17 protein-coding genes are annotated in these 17,012 nt (G+C 28.5%); all 17 read left to right on the forward strand.

Features of this window, described 5'->3' with window-relative positions; translation table 11 throughout:
- Positions 1–64: 64 nt before the first annotated feature.
- The 17 genes from E6771_RS08075 to E6771_RS08155 all read left to right on the forward strand — a co-directional run bounded on the left by E6771_RS08075 (position 65) and on the right by E6771_RS08155 (position 16,969).
- Entirely contained in the window at positions 65–385 is a 321-nt protein-coding gene (locus tag E6771_RS08075) for an HU family DNA-binding protein (protein ID WP_316090741.1), read from the forward strand.
- A gap of 287 nt (positions 386–672) precedes the next feature.
- On the forward strand, positions 673–1,275 hold the full coding sequence (gene plsY / locus E6771_RS08080) for a glycerol-3-phosphate 1-O-acyltransferase PlsY (protein WP_316090743.1): 603 nt from the start codon (positions 673–675) through the stop codon (positions 1,273–1,275).
- A 12-nt stretch (positions 1,276–1,287) separates the two neighbouring features.
- On the forward strand, positions 1,288–2,289 hold the full coding sequence (locus tag E6771_RS08085) for an NAD(P)H-dependent glycerol-3-phosphate dehydrogenase (RefSeq protein ID WP_316090744.1): 1,002 nt from the start codon (positions 1,288–1,290) through the stop codon (positions 2,287–2,289).
- 29 nt (positions 2,290–2,318) lie between these two features.
- Positions 2,319–3,140, forward strand: coding sequence for an RNA polymerase sigma factor RpoD/SigA (locus tag E6771_RS08090; protein WP_316090745.1), 822 nt, complete (start codon positions 2,319–2,321; stop codon positions 3,138–3,140).
- Positions 3,141–3,163: 23 nt separating this feature from the next.
- Positions 3,164–4,294: a DNA polymerase III subunit beta gene (gene dnaN, locus E6771_RS08095; RefSeq protein WP_316090746.1), complete on the forward strand. Its 1,131-nt coding sequence runs from the start codon at positions 3,164–3,166 to the stop codon at positions 4,292–4,294.
- 122 nt (positions 4,295–4,416) lie between these two features.
- Positions 4,417–4,965 carry a DUF116 domain-containing protein gene (locus E6771_RS08100; protein WP_316090747.1) on the forward strand — a complete coding sequence of 183 codons (549 nt, stop codon included), beginning with the start codon at positions 4,417–4,419 and terminating at the stop codon, positions 4,963–4,965.
- Positions 4,962–7,814: a tetratricopeptide repeat protein gene (locus E6771_RS08105; protein ID WP_316090748.1), complete on the forward strand. Its 2,853-nt coding sequence runs from the start codon at positions 4,962–4,964 to the stop codon at positions 7,812–7,814. The genes E6771_RS08100 and E6771_RS08105 overlap by 4 nt, the downstream gene beginning before the upstream one ends.
- Positions 7,811–8,152, forward strand: a complete 342-nt coding sequence (locus tag E6771_RS08110; RefSeq protein WP_316090749.1) for a hypothetical protein — start codon at positions 7,811–7,813, stop codon at positions 8,150–8,152. The genes E6771_RS08105 and E6771_RS08110 overlap by 4 nt, the downstream gene beginning before the upstream one ends.
- A 37-nt stretch (positions 8,153–8,189) precedes the next feature.
- A complete protein-coding gene (locus tag E6771_RS08115) occupies positions 8,190–8,801 on the forward strand; it encodes a MotA/TolQ/ExbB proton channel family protein (protein WP_316090750.1) in 612 nt (203 codons plus the stop codon).
- An 8-nt stretch (positions 8,802–8,809) separates the two neighbouring features.
- Complete coding sequence (locus tag E6771_RS08120) at positions 8,810–9,247, forward strand: biopolymer transporter ExbD (RefSeq protein ID WP_316090751.1); 438 nt, start codon at positions 8,810–8,812, stop codon at positions 9,245–9,247.
- Between the two features lie 10 nt (positions 9,248–9,257).
- Positions 9,258–10,193: an energy transducer TonB gene (locus E6771_RS08125; protein ID WP_316090752.1), complete on the forward strand. Its 936-nt coding sequence runs from the start codon at positions 9,258–9,260 to the stop codon at positions 10,191–10,193.
- A gap of 17 nt (positions 10,194–10,210) precedes the next feature.
- Positions 10,211–11,602, forward strand: a complete 1,392-nt coding sequence (locus tag E6771_RS08130) for a sigma-54 dependent transcriptional regulator (protein WP_316090775.1) — start codon at positions 10,211–10,213, stop codon at positions 11,600–11,602.
- A gap of 6 nt (positions 11,603–11,608) precedes the next feature.
- Entirely contained in the window at positions 11,609–13,063 is a 1,455-nt protein-coding gene (dnaX, locus tag E6771_RS08135; protein ID WP_316090753.1) for a DNA polymerase III subunit gamma/tau, read from the forward strand.
- A 24-nt stretch (positions 13,064–13,087) separates the two neighbouring features.
- The gene (locus tag E6771_RS08140; RefSeq protein WP_316090754.1) at positions 13,088–13,894 is read left to right on the forward strand and encodes a hypothetical protein; all 807 of its coding nucleotides are present in this window, start codon (positions 13,088–13,090) and stop codon (positions 13,892–13,894) included.
- A 16-nt stretch (positions 13,895–13,910) separates the two neighbouring features.
- On the forward strand, positions 13,911–14,360 hold the full coding sequence (gene rplI, locus E6771_RS08145) for a 50S ribosomal protein L9 (protein WP_316090755.1): 450 nt from the start codon (positions 13,911–13,913) through the stop codon (positions 14,358–14,360).
- A gap of 28 nt (positions 14,361–14,388) precedes the next feature.
- Positions 14,389–15,729, forward strand: a complete 1,341-nt coding sequence (gene dnaB / locus E6771_RS08150) for a replicative DNA helicase (protein WP_316090756.1) — start codon at positions 14,389–14,391, stop codon at positions 15,727–15,729.
- Positions 15,730–15,748: 19 nt separating this feature from the next.
- Positions 15,749–16,969, forward strand: coding sequence for a U32 family peptidase (locus tag E6771_RS08155; RefSeq protein WP_316090757.1), 1,221 nt, complete (start codon positions 15,749–15,751; stop codon positions 16,967–16,969).
- Positions 16,970–17,012 lie beyond the last annotated feature (43 nt).

Consider the following 17,012-nt stretch of genomic DNA (forward strand, 5'->3'; position numbering starts at 1 on the left):
AAAAAATGCTACTGTAATAGTAGTAGCAACACAATATCATATAAAATAGTTGGGAGTGATAAGAATGACAAAAAAAGAATTTGTAGAATTATTTGGAACTAAAGCTGGAATAAAAACTAAAGTAGAAGCGGACAAACTTACAAAAGCGTTTATAGATACTCTTGAAGAAATTTTAGTAAAAGGTGAAAATGTGTCATTCATAGGATTTGGAAAATTTGAAGCTGCTGAAAGAGCTGCAAGAACTTGTGTTAATCCACAAACTAAAAAACCTATGAAAGTAGAAGCTAAAAAAGTTGCCAAATTTAGAGCTGGAAAAAATCTATTAGAAAAAATGAATCCAGTTGTTGAGAAAAAAGCTACAAAATCTAAGAAAAAAGGAAAATAGTTAAATATTATGAAATAGCTGCTTACGGGCAGCTGTTTTTTATATAGTAAGTTATATTTTAATTATAAAATTTGATCTAATTTTTTATTAAAATAAAATTTATACAAAAAATAAAGTTGAAAACTTTAAAAAAATAAAGTTTTATGTACAAGATATAGAGAATTTTGAATTCTAGCTTTATACTTCTTTTTTTATATGATATAATTTAGAATAAGAAAAAATCTATTTTTAAAATTAGTAGAAGTTTATATAATCTGTAGAGGAAATGTAGACATAGGAGAGAAATTATGAAGGAAATATTATTTTTAGTTTTAGGTTATGTAATGGGAGCACTTCCTAATGGAGTATGGATAGGAAAATATTTTAAAAAAATAGATATAAGAGAACATGGAAGTAAAAATTCAGGAGCTACAAATGCATATAGAGTATTAGGTCCAAAATATGGTCTTATAGTATTGGCAGCAGATGCCTTAAAGGGATTTCTTCCACCATTTATAGCCAGCAGATATGGAGTGAGTGGAGACATGTTGTTGTTAATAGGAGTTTTGGCTATTGTAGGACATTCCCTTTCTTTTTTTCTGCATTTTAAAGGCGGAAAAGGAGTGGCAACAAGTTTAGGAGTATTTCTTTTTTTAATGCCAAATGTAACTCTTGCTTTGCTGATAGTTTTTATCCTTGTAGTTTATTTTACAAGATATATTTCATTGGGATCAATTGTTGCAGCAGCAGCACTGCCACTTTTAACTGCATTGAGTCCAGTTGGATATGGAATAGGGAAAACACCTCTTCTAGTGATGACTACCTTAATAGGAGTTTTTGTTATATACAGACATAGAACAAATATTAAAAGACTTATAGAAGGAACAGAAAATAAATTTAAGTTTAAATAAGGAGTGATTGGGATGAAAAAAGTAGTAATCATAGGAGCAGGAAGCTGGGGAACAGCCTTAGGACTGGTACTAGCTAGAAAAGGTTATGATATTACTTTATGGGAATTCAATAAAGAAAGAGCAGAAGAAATACAAAAAGATAGAGAAAATAAAAGATACTTACCTGGTATAAAGTTTCCAGATAATTTAAAGGTTACACATTTAAAAGAAGGGCTTCTTGATGGAATAAAATATGTAGTATTCTCAGTTCCTTCCCAAGTATTGAGAGGAGTAATAAGAGAATTTTCCAACAATTTGACTGAAGAGATGCTTCTTGTCAATACTGCTAAAGGAATAGAAGTCTTAACAGGGATGAGACTCTCAGAAGTAATGAAAGATGAAATAAAAGGTAAATTTCATAAGAATATTGTAGTTTTATCTGGGCCTACACATGCAGAAGAAGTAGCAGTTGGAATACCAACAACTATAGTTGCAGCTGGTGAAAGAGAAAAGGCTGCTGAAATACAGGAACTTTTTAATAGCAAAGTATTTAGAGTATATTTAAGTGAAGATGTGATAGGAGTAGAATTAGGTGCTGCTGTAAAAAACTGTTTGGCTATAGGAGCTGGTATTGCAGATGGAATGGGATTTGGAGATAATACAAAGGCTGCATTGATAACTAGGGGAATAGCTGAAATGATAAGATATGGAAAAGCCTGTGGTGCTAAAGAAATAACTTTTTCTGGACTCAGTGGAATAGGTGATTTAATAGTAACATGTGCAAGTAAGCACAGTAGAAATAGACATGTTGGAGAATGTTTAGGAAAGGGACAAGATATACAAACTATTTTAAATGAAATGACTATGGTTGCTGAAGGTGTTCCAACAGTAAAGGCAGTATATGAACAGATTCAAAAACTTAATATTTCAATGCCAATATTAGAAGCCACATACAATATCATATATAAAAATGCAAATGCTGGAAATATGGTAGAAGAACTTATGGAGAGAACTTTAAAAGAGGAATTTTACTAAAATAAAATTGATAAAAGTGGGGAATCATAATGATAGAAAAGGATCTTATTTCACTTTATTTGGCAGATATAAGAAAATATAAAATATTAGATAAAGATGAGGAATTAAACCTTTTAATTAAAGCTAAAGCTGGAGATGAAGAGGCTAAAGATCAATTGATTTTATCTAATCTCAGATTAGTTGTTAATATTGCAAAAGGATATGTAAATAAAGGCTTGAGTTTCATAGATTTAATTAGTGAAGGAAATTTAGGGCTTATTTATGCAATAGAAAAATTTGATATTACAAAAGGCTTTAGATTTTCAACATACGCAGTATGGTGGATTAAGCAATCCATAAGTAAAGCTGTTATAGTAAAAGGAAGAGAAATAAGAATTCCATCATACAAATATGACCTGCTAAATAAAGTCAACCGTTATGTTATGTCACGATTAAAAGATGAAGGCAATTATCCATCAGTAGAAGAAATAGCTGCAGAATTAAATATAGAAGCTGAAAAAGTCCAAGATATAATAATGGATTTTCAAGATCCAATGTCTTTAAGTACACAAATAGGAGATGATATTTATCTTGAAGACACTTTAGCTCAACAAGAAGACTTTTCTATGGAAGAGGAAATTTTTAACGAAATGGGTAGAAAACAAGTAAGAGATATGGTCAATCAATTAGAAGAACGTGAAAAAGAAATACTCAAATTGAGATATGGCTTAGATGGGTATGAAATACACACTTTAGAAGAGATTGGTAATACTCTTAATATAACAAGAGAAAGAGTAAGACAGATAGAGAAAAAAACTTTACAAAAACTTAGATCAAAATATACTAAAGAATTAAAAGGTGACCTTTTTTAGAAGCTTAAACAGGAGGAAAAAAAGTGATTGTAAAATTAAAAAGACAGGATTTTTTAAAAAGATTAAAAATAGTTGAAAAAGCCATAAATGAAAATAAGATAAAGCCAATAATTTCTTGTGCTTATATAGAAACAAGAGGAGAAAGTCTATTTTTTTGTGGAACTAATCTTGAAACTACTATTACTACAGAAATGAAATGTGAAGAAGTAGTAGAAGAAGGAAAAATAGTTTTTCAACATCAATTAGTAGATGAGTATTTAAGAGAAATAAAAGATGAAATTGTGACTTTAAGTGTAAGAGACAATAATCTTTTTATTGAGAGTTCTGATTCTGCTTCTGAATTTTCACTTATGGAAGCAGATGATTTTCCAAAAATACTTGTAGAAGCTGATTTTTTCCAAAGACAAGAAGAATTTAAAATGAATAGTATAGAGTTAGCTGATATATTTGAAAAAGTAAAATTTGCTGCTTCTGGTTCAAGCGACAATCTTTCTATAAATTGTGTTAGATTAGAAAGTGAAGAAAATAATCTGAAATTTATAACTACAGATACTTACAGGCTTGTATTTTTAGAAAAAGAGTTAGAAAAAGTGAATGAAAAACTTGGAGTAAGTATTCCTTTAAATACAGTAGAAGCTTTAGCAAAACTTTTAAGAAGTATAGAAGAAACAGAAATAAAATTTTACTTTTATAATAAGCAAGTATATTTTAAATTAGAAGATACTCTTATAATCAGTAGAGTTATTGATTTGGCATTTCCTAACTATAGAGGAATACTAGGGAATGATACATACAATAAAACTCTTATTATAAATAGTGACAAGTTTTTAAAAGTTCTTAAAAGAATAATAATATTTGTGAGAAATAATGCAGAGTCAAAGTATGGAGCAACTTTTGAACTTGAAGGAAAGGAATTAAAAGTAAATGGTGTCAATGATATTGCTAAGATAAATGAACAGTTAGAAGTAGAATATGAAGGAGATAGAATAAAAATATCTTTAAATGCTAAATTTCTTTCTGATTTTATACAAAATTTAAATAAAGAAAGTAATATTATGCTTAATTTTATTAGTTCAAATAGTTCAGTTAAAATAAAAAAAGAAAATGATAATAATTATATTTATATAGTAATGCCACTAGCATTAAAAGATTAATTTTAAATGAGAGCTAATAGAAAATATTAGCTCTATTTTTTCTTAATGATTAATTTTTGATTGTTTGAAATATGGACTTAAATATGCTATAATTTCCTTAATAATTTTGAAGAGGTAAAAAGATGAATAGTAATTTTTTTAGAAAAATAGTGTATGATTTTTACTATCTGTTATTTTTACTTGTAGATAGGAAAAAGAAGGAAATAGAGGTAAATAATGTAGCTATAAAATTTTTAGATTATAACAATAAAAAAGTAATATCTTCTTTAAAAGGAAAGGAAATAAAAAAACTATTAATTTTACTCCCACATTGTGTTCAAAAATATACATGTCCATATAAAGTAACATCTAATATAGAAAACTGTAAGAATTGTGGTCAATGTGTAATAGGAGAACTTTTAAATATGAAAAAAGAATTTCCAATAGAAATAAAAATAGCTACAGGAGGAACTCTTGCCAGAAAATATATAAAGGAATTAAAGCCAGATTTAGTAGTTGCAGTAGCATGTAAGAGAGATATTATGTCAGGAATACATGATGCTTTTCCTATAAAAGTATATGGTATATTTAACAAAATTATAAATGAACCATGTATAAATACAACAGTTTCTGGAGAAAAAATAAGGAGTTTTTTAAAAGAAATATATAAAACTCAAGGAGGAGAAATGTGAAAAAGATACATTTGATACTTGCATTACTATTAAGCACAAATATCATTTTAGTTGCCTCAGAGAGAGAAGATATTGCATTCTTAGATGAACTTTACAAACAGAAAAAATTCTCAATGGCTATAACAGAATCTGTGAGCTTTTTAAAAAGATATCCTGATTCTAGATATACAAGGAATATTCAAGATAGAATAGCAAAGACATATTTTCTTCAGGAAGATTATAATAATGCTGTAAAATATTTTAAAATTATTTTAATGAATAATGATGTAAAAGCCAAAGAGAAAGATGAAATAAATTTTTATCTTATGAAAAGTTATACAGCATTAGGAGATGTAACAAATAGTGATTTTTATATGGAATCTTTAGATAAAAATGGTGATTTTTATGAAAGAGCTTTATATGATTCTGGAATGACTTATTTAGCTAAAGAAAATTACCCAAAAGCAGAAGAATTATTTCAAAAAGTAATACAGATAAATAAAAAATATTATAGTGAAGCTGTTTTGAGTATGGCAATGTCATCATATAATAAAGCAGATTATAAAAGAACTCTTTTATTCTTGGACGAATATTCAAATGGGAAAGATAAAAATAATAATCAATCACTTTTAAACTATTTGTATGGGTCAGCTTACTATAAATTGAATTCAACAGAAGAAGCAGTAATATATTTTCAAAAGGTTACTAACAAAGATAAAACAAGCTCATATGGTAAAAAATCTATATTAAGTTTAATAGAAATATACAGTAATAGAGGAGATGTTAACTCCATGCAGAAGTATCTTACTATGCTTGAAAATACAAAAGAGTATGGTGAGGCAATGAGGATGATAGGAGATCTTTATGCTACAAAAGGAGAATATGAGAAAGCTGTTAGTTATTATTCAAAAACTAATACTCCAAATGATCCAAAACTTATGTATGGATATGGATTTTCATTGTATAAATTAAATAGATTAAAGGAAGCTCAAAAATATTTTGAAGGATTAAGAAATACTACTTATTATAATCAATCATTATATTATATTTTTGCAATTGATTACAAATTAAAAAATTATAAAAAAATAGTGAGAAACAGAGATGAAGTAAAAAGAGTAGTTGTGAACCAGCAAGATACTGATAATATTAATTTAATGATAGCCAATTCAGCTTATGAAATTGGAGAGTATACACTTTCAAAAGATTATTATGGAAGGCTCTATGCAAGAAATCCAAATAAAGAAAACCTCTATAGAATAATAGTCATAGATAATAAGGCTGGAGATATTGATGATATTGCAAGAAGATTTGCAGAATATAAAACTAAATACTCAGATGACAAAGAATATAAAAGAAATGTATATTTTTCTGTAGGAGAAGCATATTATAAAAGAAATAAAGTACCAGAAGCAATAGAAGTATATAAAGAGTTTTTAGCTACTGATAAGGATTTTAGTATTTTAAATAATCTTATTGTTTCTTTACTAAGTGAACAGAGATATGATGAAATGCTAACATACTTAAATGATGAGGGAATAGAAAATTCAAAAGAAAATACATACTTAAAAGGAATAGCTTTTGTAGGAATGGGAAAATATGCTGAAGCAGAAACAGCTTTTAATCAATTAGAAACAGATAACACTTCTGATACTGCTCTTCTAACAAAGGTAAAATTTAATAAAATGAGGAATTATTTCTTGTGGGGAAAATATGAAGATGCTATAAAATATGGTGAGGAATATCTTTCATTAGAAAACCCAGAGGGAAAAAATGAGATAATGGATAAATTAGCTATCAGTTATTTTAGGTTAGATAACTTTGAAAAAAGCAGAGAATACTATAATAAACTTTCTACATCCCCAGAATTTGAAGCATATGGAAGATTTCAAATTGCAGATAGTTATTATGCTGAAAAGAATTTTGAGAAAGCTAGAGAAGAATATAAACATGTTGCAGAGCAATATGCTGATGGACAGTATGGAGAAAAAGCATATTATTGGTACCTTACTACTTTAATTAATTTAGGAGAAACAGAAATTTTTGAAAAAGAGAAGGATGCATTTCTTGTAAAGTATCCTGGAAGTAAGATGAGAGATAATCTTTTAATATTATCTGGAGAAGTATATGAAGGTGGAAATAATGATGATAAAGCTCTCGAAAATTACAGAGAACTTCTTTCAACTTCGGAAGATAAAGTAGTTAAAGAAAATACTGCTTCTAAAATATTGGATATACATTTAAGTAAAAATAATATTGAAGAAGCAAAAAAATATATAGAAGAAATAACGAATATAGATTCTAAGAGTTATTATAATTCTCTTATCTATGAAAAGCAGAATAATAAAGAAGCTGCAATGAAAGAATATGAAAAACTTCTAGAAAGTAGCAGATATAAAGATTATGCATGTGTAAATATAGCTTCTAAACTATTTTCTGAAAAGAATTATAAAAAAGCAAGAGAATATTATAGTCAAGTAAATGATATGGAAAATAGTATATATAAAGATCTTGTACTATTCCAAATTGCCTCTATTGATGAAATTGAAAAGAAAAATGAAGAAGCTTTGAGAGGATATACAAAAGGATATGTTATGTATAATGGAAAATATTCTCAAGTATCAAAATTGAAAGCAGCTCAATTGAATGAAAAAATGGGCAAAGAAAAAGATGCAGAAGTATTGTATAAAGAACTTTATGATCTTGATAAAAAACTTATTTATAAAGAATTTGTTCTTGAAAAGATGATCTATTTTGCTTTAAAAGCTGAAAATAAAGTAGATGGTAAAAAATATTATTTAGAATTAAAAGCAATCAATGCTAAAAAAGCAGAAAAATATGCAGACTTTTTTAAAGAGGAGGAAAATAAATGAAAAAATTAGTAGTATTTTTATTTTTATTAAGTGCTCTTGTAGTGAGTGCAGAGGATAGTATGACTGCAATAGACAAAGAAGTAACTGGTGTTAACAAAGAGCAGCTTGAAATGAAGGAAATAGAAACAAAAGAAATGCTTTTAAAAGGACAAAAAATTGATTCTGGATCAGTTGAACTTTCAGGAGAAAATCTTAAAAATCAACAGCAAAAAATAAAAGTAGTTCAAAATGAAAAATCAGCTTTAGAAGATGAATTATCACAAGGTGTAGAAAAAAAATCATTTCTTAAATATATAATAGGAGCTTTGGGAGTAGTAGTTTTAATTATAGCACTTTAATTAAATTTGCATAAAGCAGTATAAAGGAGAAATAAATATGTATTGGATTAAAAATGGTGGAATTTTAATGTATTTCATTTTGGCTATGTCTATCATAGGACTAGCTGTAGTAATAGAGAGGTTTATTTATTTTAAACTTAGTGAAAAAGATAGTTTTAATAAAATAAATCCAGAACTTAGGCAACTTATAGAAAAAGGATCTATAAAAGAAGCAATAGTCTTATTGAATAATAAAAAAGCTTCAGCTGCTAGAGTTTTGAAAGATATATTGATACAATATTATAAAAGTAATAGTAAAGATCCTATTATGCTAGAAGAAAAAGGAAAGGAAAGTGCAATGGCACAAATACCTCTTTTAGAAAAGCATATGTGGATACTTTCATTAGTTGCTCATATAACTCCTTTATTGGGGCTATTAGGAACTGTTACAGGAATGATTAAGGCATTTCAGGCAGTGTCTATTCATGGGACAGGAGATGCTTCGGTTTTGGCAAAAGGTATATCTGAGGCATTGTTCACTACTGCTGGTGGACTTTTTGTAGCTATCCCTGCTACTATTTTCTATAATTATTTTAATAAAAAGATAGATGAAATAATAAATGATATGGAAAAGACTAGTACAGAACTGATAAATTACTTCAGACGATAGGAGAAATTATGAAAATTGAAAGAACAAAAAGACGTGGAAAGGGAGAATTAGCATTAGAAATAACTCCCCTTATTGATGTTGTGTTTCTTTTATTAATATTTTTTCTGGTTGCTACTACTTTTGAAGATATTAACAGTGGGATTAAAATAGATTTACCACAATCTACAATCAGAGAGATAAAAAATATAAAGGAAATACAAGTTGCAATAAATAAAAATAAAGAAATTGTTCTTAACTTTAAGGAAAAAGGAAAAAGTCAAAAAATTAAAGTAAATAAGAACAACTTAAAAACAGAGCTTGAGAATAAATTAAAAGAATCAGAAGAAAAGAATATAGTAATAAGTGCTGATAAAAATTTAGATTATGGTTTTATAGTAGAAATAATGACTATTTCTAAAGAGGCAGGAGCAGCTTCACTGGATATTGATACAGCAAGCAGTAAATAAGGAGAGGATTATGAAAAGAGTCGATTATGTAAGTTTTGGTCTTTCTATACTTCTAAACCTGCTTATCATATTACTTATACCTAGTCTTTCAGTTGAAACAATAGTAGATAAAAAAATTAAAGTTGGATTAGTTTCTTATGATAATAACAGTAGAATAAAAATGGAAGGAACTAAAAATACAAATTCTAAAACTAAAAATCTTACAGCTGAAACTAGAAAAAAGACAGAAAAAGTTGAAACTCAGGTCAAAAAAGAAAGTACAGTAAAAAAAGAACCTGTTACACAAGTAAAACCTAAAGAGCCTGAAAAAAAACCAACTTTAAGCGATATAGCTAAATCTATATCTGGTCCTGAAATAGATGTTTTGTCTGGAATAAATGATATAGGCCATTCTGTTACTAGAGAAAAAGTAAAAACAATTCCTAAAAGACAAAATAATGATAAGGAAGGAATTATTTCAAAAGATAATCTTGTTGGAGAAAAACTAGATTTAACATCTGATTCAGATACAAATATTCAAGGCAAAGAGCAATTTTTAGTTGAAGAAAATGGAAAGCTTGCATTCAACTCAGAAGAAGGAAAAGATTTGGAATTTGAAAGAATATTAAAAGCTGATGGAGATGTAGAGGGGCTTCCAAGTGGATATAGACTTGGAACAGAGGATGGAAATATTGTTGCTAGATGGGATAATACTAATAGAGAACCTGTGTATCCTGAGAGTGCTCAATTAAGAGGATTACATGGAACAGTAAAGATAAGGATGAACATTGATGAGAATGGAAATGTAAATTCTTTATTTTTAGAAAAAGGAAGTGGAGTTCCAGAAATCAATAGTTCTATAGAAGAGATAGGAAGAACTTGGAAGATATATTTGAGTAAAAATGGAATGAATGTAAAAGGTGATGTTATACTGGAATATAATTTTACATTAAGAGGAAAAAATTAATTTGTGAGGTGGATGGTTTGATTCTTTTAGGGTTTAGATTAGATAGAAGTTTAAAAGAGGAATTAGAAAATAATTTTGAGAATGAATTAACTTTCGCAGAAAATATAACTGATTTTATAGAATATCTAAAAAACAAAAAGTTTGAAACTATAGTTATAGAAGAGAGAAATCTTCAAGAAGAAGCTCTTATTAATTTAGTAAAAAAAGTAGGAGAATATCAAAAAAAAGGTGTTATAATAATTCTTGGAGAAACTTCTAATTTAAAAGTAGTAGCAGGGAGTGTAAAAGCTGGAGCATATGATTATATATTAAAACCAGTTGATAATAATACTGTTATAAAAATAATAGAAAAATCTGTAAAAGATTATAAATTGTTAGCCGAAAGAGTAGATAAACATAAAAGTTCTGGAGATAAACTTATAGGGCAGACAAAAGAGATAGTAGAATTATATAAAATGATAGGAAAAGTTGCAAACAGCAGAGTACCTGTTTTAGTGGTAGGAGAAAAAGGAACTGGAAAAACAAGTGTAGCAAAATCTATCCATCAATTTAGTGATTGGTCAAATGAACCACTTATAAGTATTAACTGTACTTCTTTTCAAAATGAATTATTGGAAAGAAAAATGTTTGGTTATGAAAAAGGAGCATTTACTGGGGCTGTTTTTTCTCAAATAGGAGACCTTGAAAAAGCTAATGGAGGAACACTTCATTTAGGAAATGTAGAATCTTTAAGTTTAGATTTACAATCTAAGATACTTTATTTCTTAGAAGAGGGAGAATTCTTTAGAATGGGAGGAGCTGATCCCATTAAGATTGATTTAAGAGTTGCAGCTAGCACAAGTGAGAATCTTGAAGAACTTATAAATCAAGGTAAATTTATTGACGAATTATATAGAAAATTAAAAGTTCTTGAGATAAATATTCCACCATTAAGAGAAAGAAAGGATGATATACCTTTAATAATAGATCATTATCTAATAGAATGTAATGAGGAACTTCATAAAAATATAAAAGGTGTAAGTAAGCCAGCCTTGAAAAAGATATTGAGATATGACTGGCCTGGAAATGTAAATGAACTTAAAAACGCAGTTAAATCTGCTGTAGCGTTATGTAGAGGAGGTTCCATACTTATAGAGGATCTTCCAAGCAATGTATTGGGAACAAAGGTTACAAAAAGAAAAGGAGATGTACAAACAAGTGCTCTTAAGGAATGGATAAAAGTAGAGATGGAGATGTATAAAATAAATAATCAGAAAGGTTACTATGGAAATATTATTTCAAAAGTAGAAAAAGAGATTATACATCAAGTACTAGAAATGACTAATGGTAAAAAAGTAGAAACAGCAGAAATATTAGGAATAACGAGGAATACATTAAGGACAAAAATGAGCAATTATGGTTTGGAGTAGGATGAAATGCATATAACATTATATAGAAAATATAGACCTAAAAATTTTGAAGAGATAGCAGGACAAAAGGAAATAGTAAAAACTTTGAAAACTTCACTAAGAAATGGTAAAACTTCCCATGCATATCTTTTCACAGGTCCGAGAGGAGTGGGAAAAACTACAATAGCCAGACTTATAGCTAAAGGTGTCAATTGCTTAGAGAATGGTATTACAGATGAACCTTGTAATAAATGTGAAAACTGTTTATCAATAAATGATGGAAGTTTTATGGATATGATTGAAATCGATGCTGCCTCTAATAGAGGAATAGATGAAATCAGACAATTAAAAGAAAAAATAAATTATCAACCTTCAAAAGGAAGAAAAAAAATATATATTATAGATGAAGTACATATGCTCACAAAAGAGGCTTTTAATGCTCTTTTAAAAACACTGGAAGAGCCACCTGAACATGTAATTTTTATATTGGCAACAACAGAAGCAGATAAAATATTACCAACTATTATTTCAAGATGTCAGAGATATGATTTTAAAACACTTTCTCCAGCTGAAATGAAAGAAAAACTTGGAGAGATATCTAAAAATGAAAGTGTTTCTGTACCTGATGATGTATTAGAACTGATTTATGAAAATTCTGGTGGAAGTATGAGAGATGCAACTTCTATATTAGAAAGACTTATGATAACTTGCTTAGATGAAGAAATAACTTTAGAAAAGTGTGAAAAAGTTCTTGGAGTAACTCCAGTAAAGAAAATGAAAGAATTTTTAGATAATGTTATAGAAAAAAAATATAAAGAACTTGTAAGGATGCTTAATGAGTTTTGGAGTGAATCTTTAGAGATAGAGTTATTCTTTAAAGATTTTGCCAAGTATTGTAAAACTCTTATGAGTAAATCAGAACTGGAAGTTGATAAAGGACTTGAAATAATTGGAGCTGTTTACGATTCTTTAAATAAATTTAAATATGAAGAAGATAAAAGAATGGTTGGATATGTAGTTATCAATAATCTTTTGAGCAGTAAAGTTACCACTATTCAAGAAAAAATAGTAGAAAGAATAGTTGAAAAACCAGTAACTATATATCAAGATACTTCTAATACTGAAGAAATTGCTGATCTTTCAGGATTAACTTTGGAATATGTAATAAGTCAATGGAAAGATATAGTTGAAGAAGCTAAAAAAGAAAAAATAACATTAGGGGCATTTTTAATAAGTGCTAAACCATATAAAATTGAAAGAGATACATTGTTTATTGGATTTGAAAGTGAAAATTCTTTTGCTAAGGAACAAATGGAAACAAGTGTTTATGATGATGCATTTTTAGAGGTAGTGAAAAAAGTGATTAATCCCAAAATAAAAGTAAAATATATACTTATTGGGAAAAAGAGAGAAGTTAACAAAGGTGAAAATGATTTTACTAAAAAAATTGTAGATTTTTTTGGTGGAGAAATTATGAAGTAAATACTAATAAAAACAGGGGGAAAAATGTTTGTAGTTCATGGAATGGCAGTAGCAGCATTATTTATGATTTCTCTTATGATGCCAATATTTAGTTTTTTATTGCCAGTTTATAAGATAAAAAAAATGAAAGAATTAGATTTTAGACAAAAAGTATTGATCAATATTATTACTATTATGCTCATAATATTGATGAACCCCATGCTTTTAAGTATATATATAGGATTTTTTATAGTAATAGAACTCTTCTATTACTATTTTGAAAAAATAAATTATTATGTAAAGAAATTTGATAGAGTAACCATTACAGCAATAGTTGTGACAATATTTATGATGGGAATATTTTTTCTTATTAAAAAGGATATAGATGCTAATATAGGAACACTCATGGAGATGTATCAACAGAGAACAAATTTCAGTATGGAAGATGTTCAACTGATATTTAAAGAGTTAAAAGCTAATTCCTTATGGCTTATGTTTACATATTCAATGCTGTGTTCATTTATGACATATTTTTCTTTGGATAAGAAAGATTATGGGAATTGGGAAATATCATATGGATGGGTATTAATTTATATAGTAGCATTTTTCGCATGGAAGATATTTAAGATAGAAAATTTCTACATATATAATTTAATGGAAATAGGAAAAGTGATATTTATATTTTTTGGATTAAAAACTATTTATACAATGTTAAATAAAATATTAAAAATAAGAATTTTAAATAGCTTTATAGCAATTTTTACTTCTGTGATGTTTCCTTTCTTGGCTTTTGTGATAGGGGTACTTTCAGGATTTAAGTTGGATAAAGTAATATTTAATGAAAAAAAATAATTTGGAGGAAAAGTGGATGGCAAAAATACAAGTTATCTTAACACAGGATGTAGCAGGACAAGGAAGAAAAGGAGACCTAATAACTGTTTCAGATGGTTATGCTCATAATTTCTTAATAAAAAATAAAAAAGGTATGATAGCAACTGAAGAGGAATTAAAAAAAATAGAGAATAGAAGGAAAAGAGAAGAAAAAAAACTTCAAGAAGATAAAGAAAAATCAATAGAATTAAAAAAACAACTTGAATCTAAAAAAATAGAAATTGGAGTAAAAATTGGAGAAAATGGGAAGCTATTTGGAGCTATTACTAATAAAGAAGTTTCAGCAGCAATAGAACAAACTTTTGGTGTAGCTATTGATAGAAAAAAAATAGAATGTAATATAAAAAGCTTAGGAGAACATACTGCAGTTATAAAGCTTCACACTGATGTAAAAGCAGAAGTTAAAATTGTAGCAAAAGCTCAATAATTTTTTTTTGTTAAAATAAGGAGAAAAAATGCCAGAAATTGAAAATTTGAGAAAAATTCCAAGTGATCTAGAGGCTGAGAGATCTGTTTTAGGAGGTATATTCCTTAAACAGGATGTATTTGGTGATATAATAGAGATACTTTCTCCTGATGATTTTTATAAGAATGCTCATAAGATAATTTATGAAACTATGAGGGAGATATACAATAAAGGAGAGGCTCTTGATCCTCTAGTAGTAATGAATAGACTAAGAAAAAATGAAAAATTTGAAGAGGTAGGAGGGGAACAGATTTTCTATGATATAGTAGAAGAAGTTCCTACTGCTGCCAATATTACTGCTTATGCAAAGATAGTTAAAGAAAAAGCTATTTTAAGAAGGCTGGGAGATGTTGGGACTAAAATAGTAGAAATGACTTATAGCGGATATGAAGAAGCTGAAAGTATTTTGGATAGAGCAGAGGGAATGATATTCAAGATATCAGAAAATAGTGAGTCAAAAGATCTGGTAAAAATAAGAGATGCTATGTCTGATGAATTCCTCAGACTTGAAAAAGTATATGCGAATAAGGGAACTACAATAGGTATTTCATCAGGATTTACAGATTTTGATCAAATGACAAGCGGATTTCAGCCATCTGATCTCATAATACTTGCAGCCAGACCAGCAATGGGAAAAACTGCCTTTGCATTGAATCTTGCACTTAATGCTGCATTGAAAAGTGACAAAGCAGTACTTTTATTCAGTATGGAGATGTCAAGTTCTCAGTTACTTCAAAGACTTCTTGCTGTAGAGGCAGGAATAGGACTCCAGAAAATAAAAACAGGATTTCTAGCTCCAGAAGACTGGGGAAGATTGGGAATAGCTAGTGGAAGATTATCTAATACAGAAATAAATATAGCAGATGTACCTAATCTGGGAGTACTTGAAATAAGAGCCATTGCCAGAAGATTGAAAGCAGCTGGGAAATTAGATATGATACTTATTGACTATTTACAGCTGATAAAAGGAAGCAGTGGAAAAACAGAAAACAGACAACAAGAGATATCTGATATATCAAGATCACTTAAAGGAATTGCCAGAGAGCTTGATGTACCTATTATAGCTCTTTCACAGTTATCACGGGCTACAGAGCAGAGAGCTGACAGAAGACCAATGCTTTCAGACCTGAGAGAGTCTGGAGCCATAGAGCAAGATGCTGATATGGTAATGTTTTTATATAGAGATGATTACTACAATGAAGAAACAGATGACAAAGGAATAACTGAGGTAATTATTGGTAAACATAGAAATGGTCCAACAGGAACAGTTAAATTGAGATTTTTCCATGAACTTACAAAGTTTGGAGATTATACAAATAAAATAGAATAGTTAAGAGAGGAATGATAAAGTGAAAAAAGCAGAATTATTAGCTCCAGTGGGAAATATGGAGAAGTTTAAAATGGCTATCCATTATGGAGCTGATGCAGTGTTCTTAGGGGGAAAAATGTTTAACCTGAGAGCAGGAAGCAGCAATTTTTCTGATGAAGAATTAGAAGAAGCAGTGACTTACGCACATAATTTAGGAAAAAAAGTATATGTTACTTTGAATATAATACCACATAATGATGAGTTAGATCTTTTACCTGACTATGTAAAATTTTTAGAAAAAATTGGAATAGATGGGGTAATAGTTGCTGATTTAGGCGTGTTTCAGATAGTAAAGGAAAATACTGACTTGTGTATTAGTGTAAGTACTCAAGCAAGTAATACAAACTGGCGTTCTGTACAGATGTGGAGAAATTTAGGAGCAAAAAGAGTAGTGTTAGCAAGAGAAATATCTTTGGATAATATAGCAGAGATAAGAGCTAAAGTACCAGATATAGAACTTGAAGTATTTATACATGGAGCTATGTGTATGTCTATTTCTGGAAGATGCTTATTAAGTAATTATATGACTGGAAGAGATGCTAATAGAGGTGACTGTGCTCAGTCTTGCAGATGGAAATATTCTCTTGTTGAGGAGACAAGACCTGGAGAGTATATGCCTGTATTTGAAGATGATCATGGAACATATATATTCAATTCAAAAGATTTATGCACAATAGAATTTATAGATAAAATTCTTGATATTGGAGTAGATTCACTTAAAATTGAAGGAAGAATGAAAGGGATATATTATGTAGCTAACTGTGTAAAAGTATATAGAGATGCTATAGATAGTTACTATTCTGGAAACTATAAATTTAATCCTAAATGGTTGGAAGAATTGGAATCTGTTTCACATAGATCATATACAGATGGATTTTATATGGGAAAACCTGGTGTAGACGGACAAAATTATAATGATAGAAATTCGTATAGTCAATCTCATCAATTAGTGGCAAAAGTAGAGAAAAAACTTTCAAAAAATGAATATATTCTTGCTATAAGAAATAGATTAGAAGTTGGAGAAAAACTAGAAGTAGTAAGTCCAGGAATAAATGTAAGAGAGATAATTCTTCCTAAAATGACTCTTATTACAAGAGGAAAAGAAGGAGAAGAGGTAGAGGCAGCAAACCCTAATTCTTTTGTAAAAATAACTATAGATACAGAATTAAATGAATTGGATATGTTTAGAAAAAGAATTTAGTTATATAAAATTAATAAGCTAACTAGGAGAAAAAAGTAAATTT

Source organism: Fusobacterium sp. (assembly GCF_032477075.1).
Lineage (GTDB): Bacteria > Fusobacteriota > Fusobacteriia > Fusobacteriales > Fusobacteriaceae > Fusobacterium_A.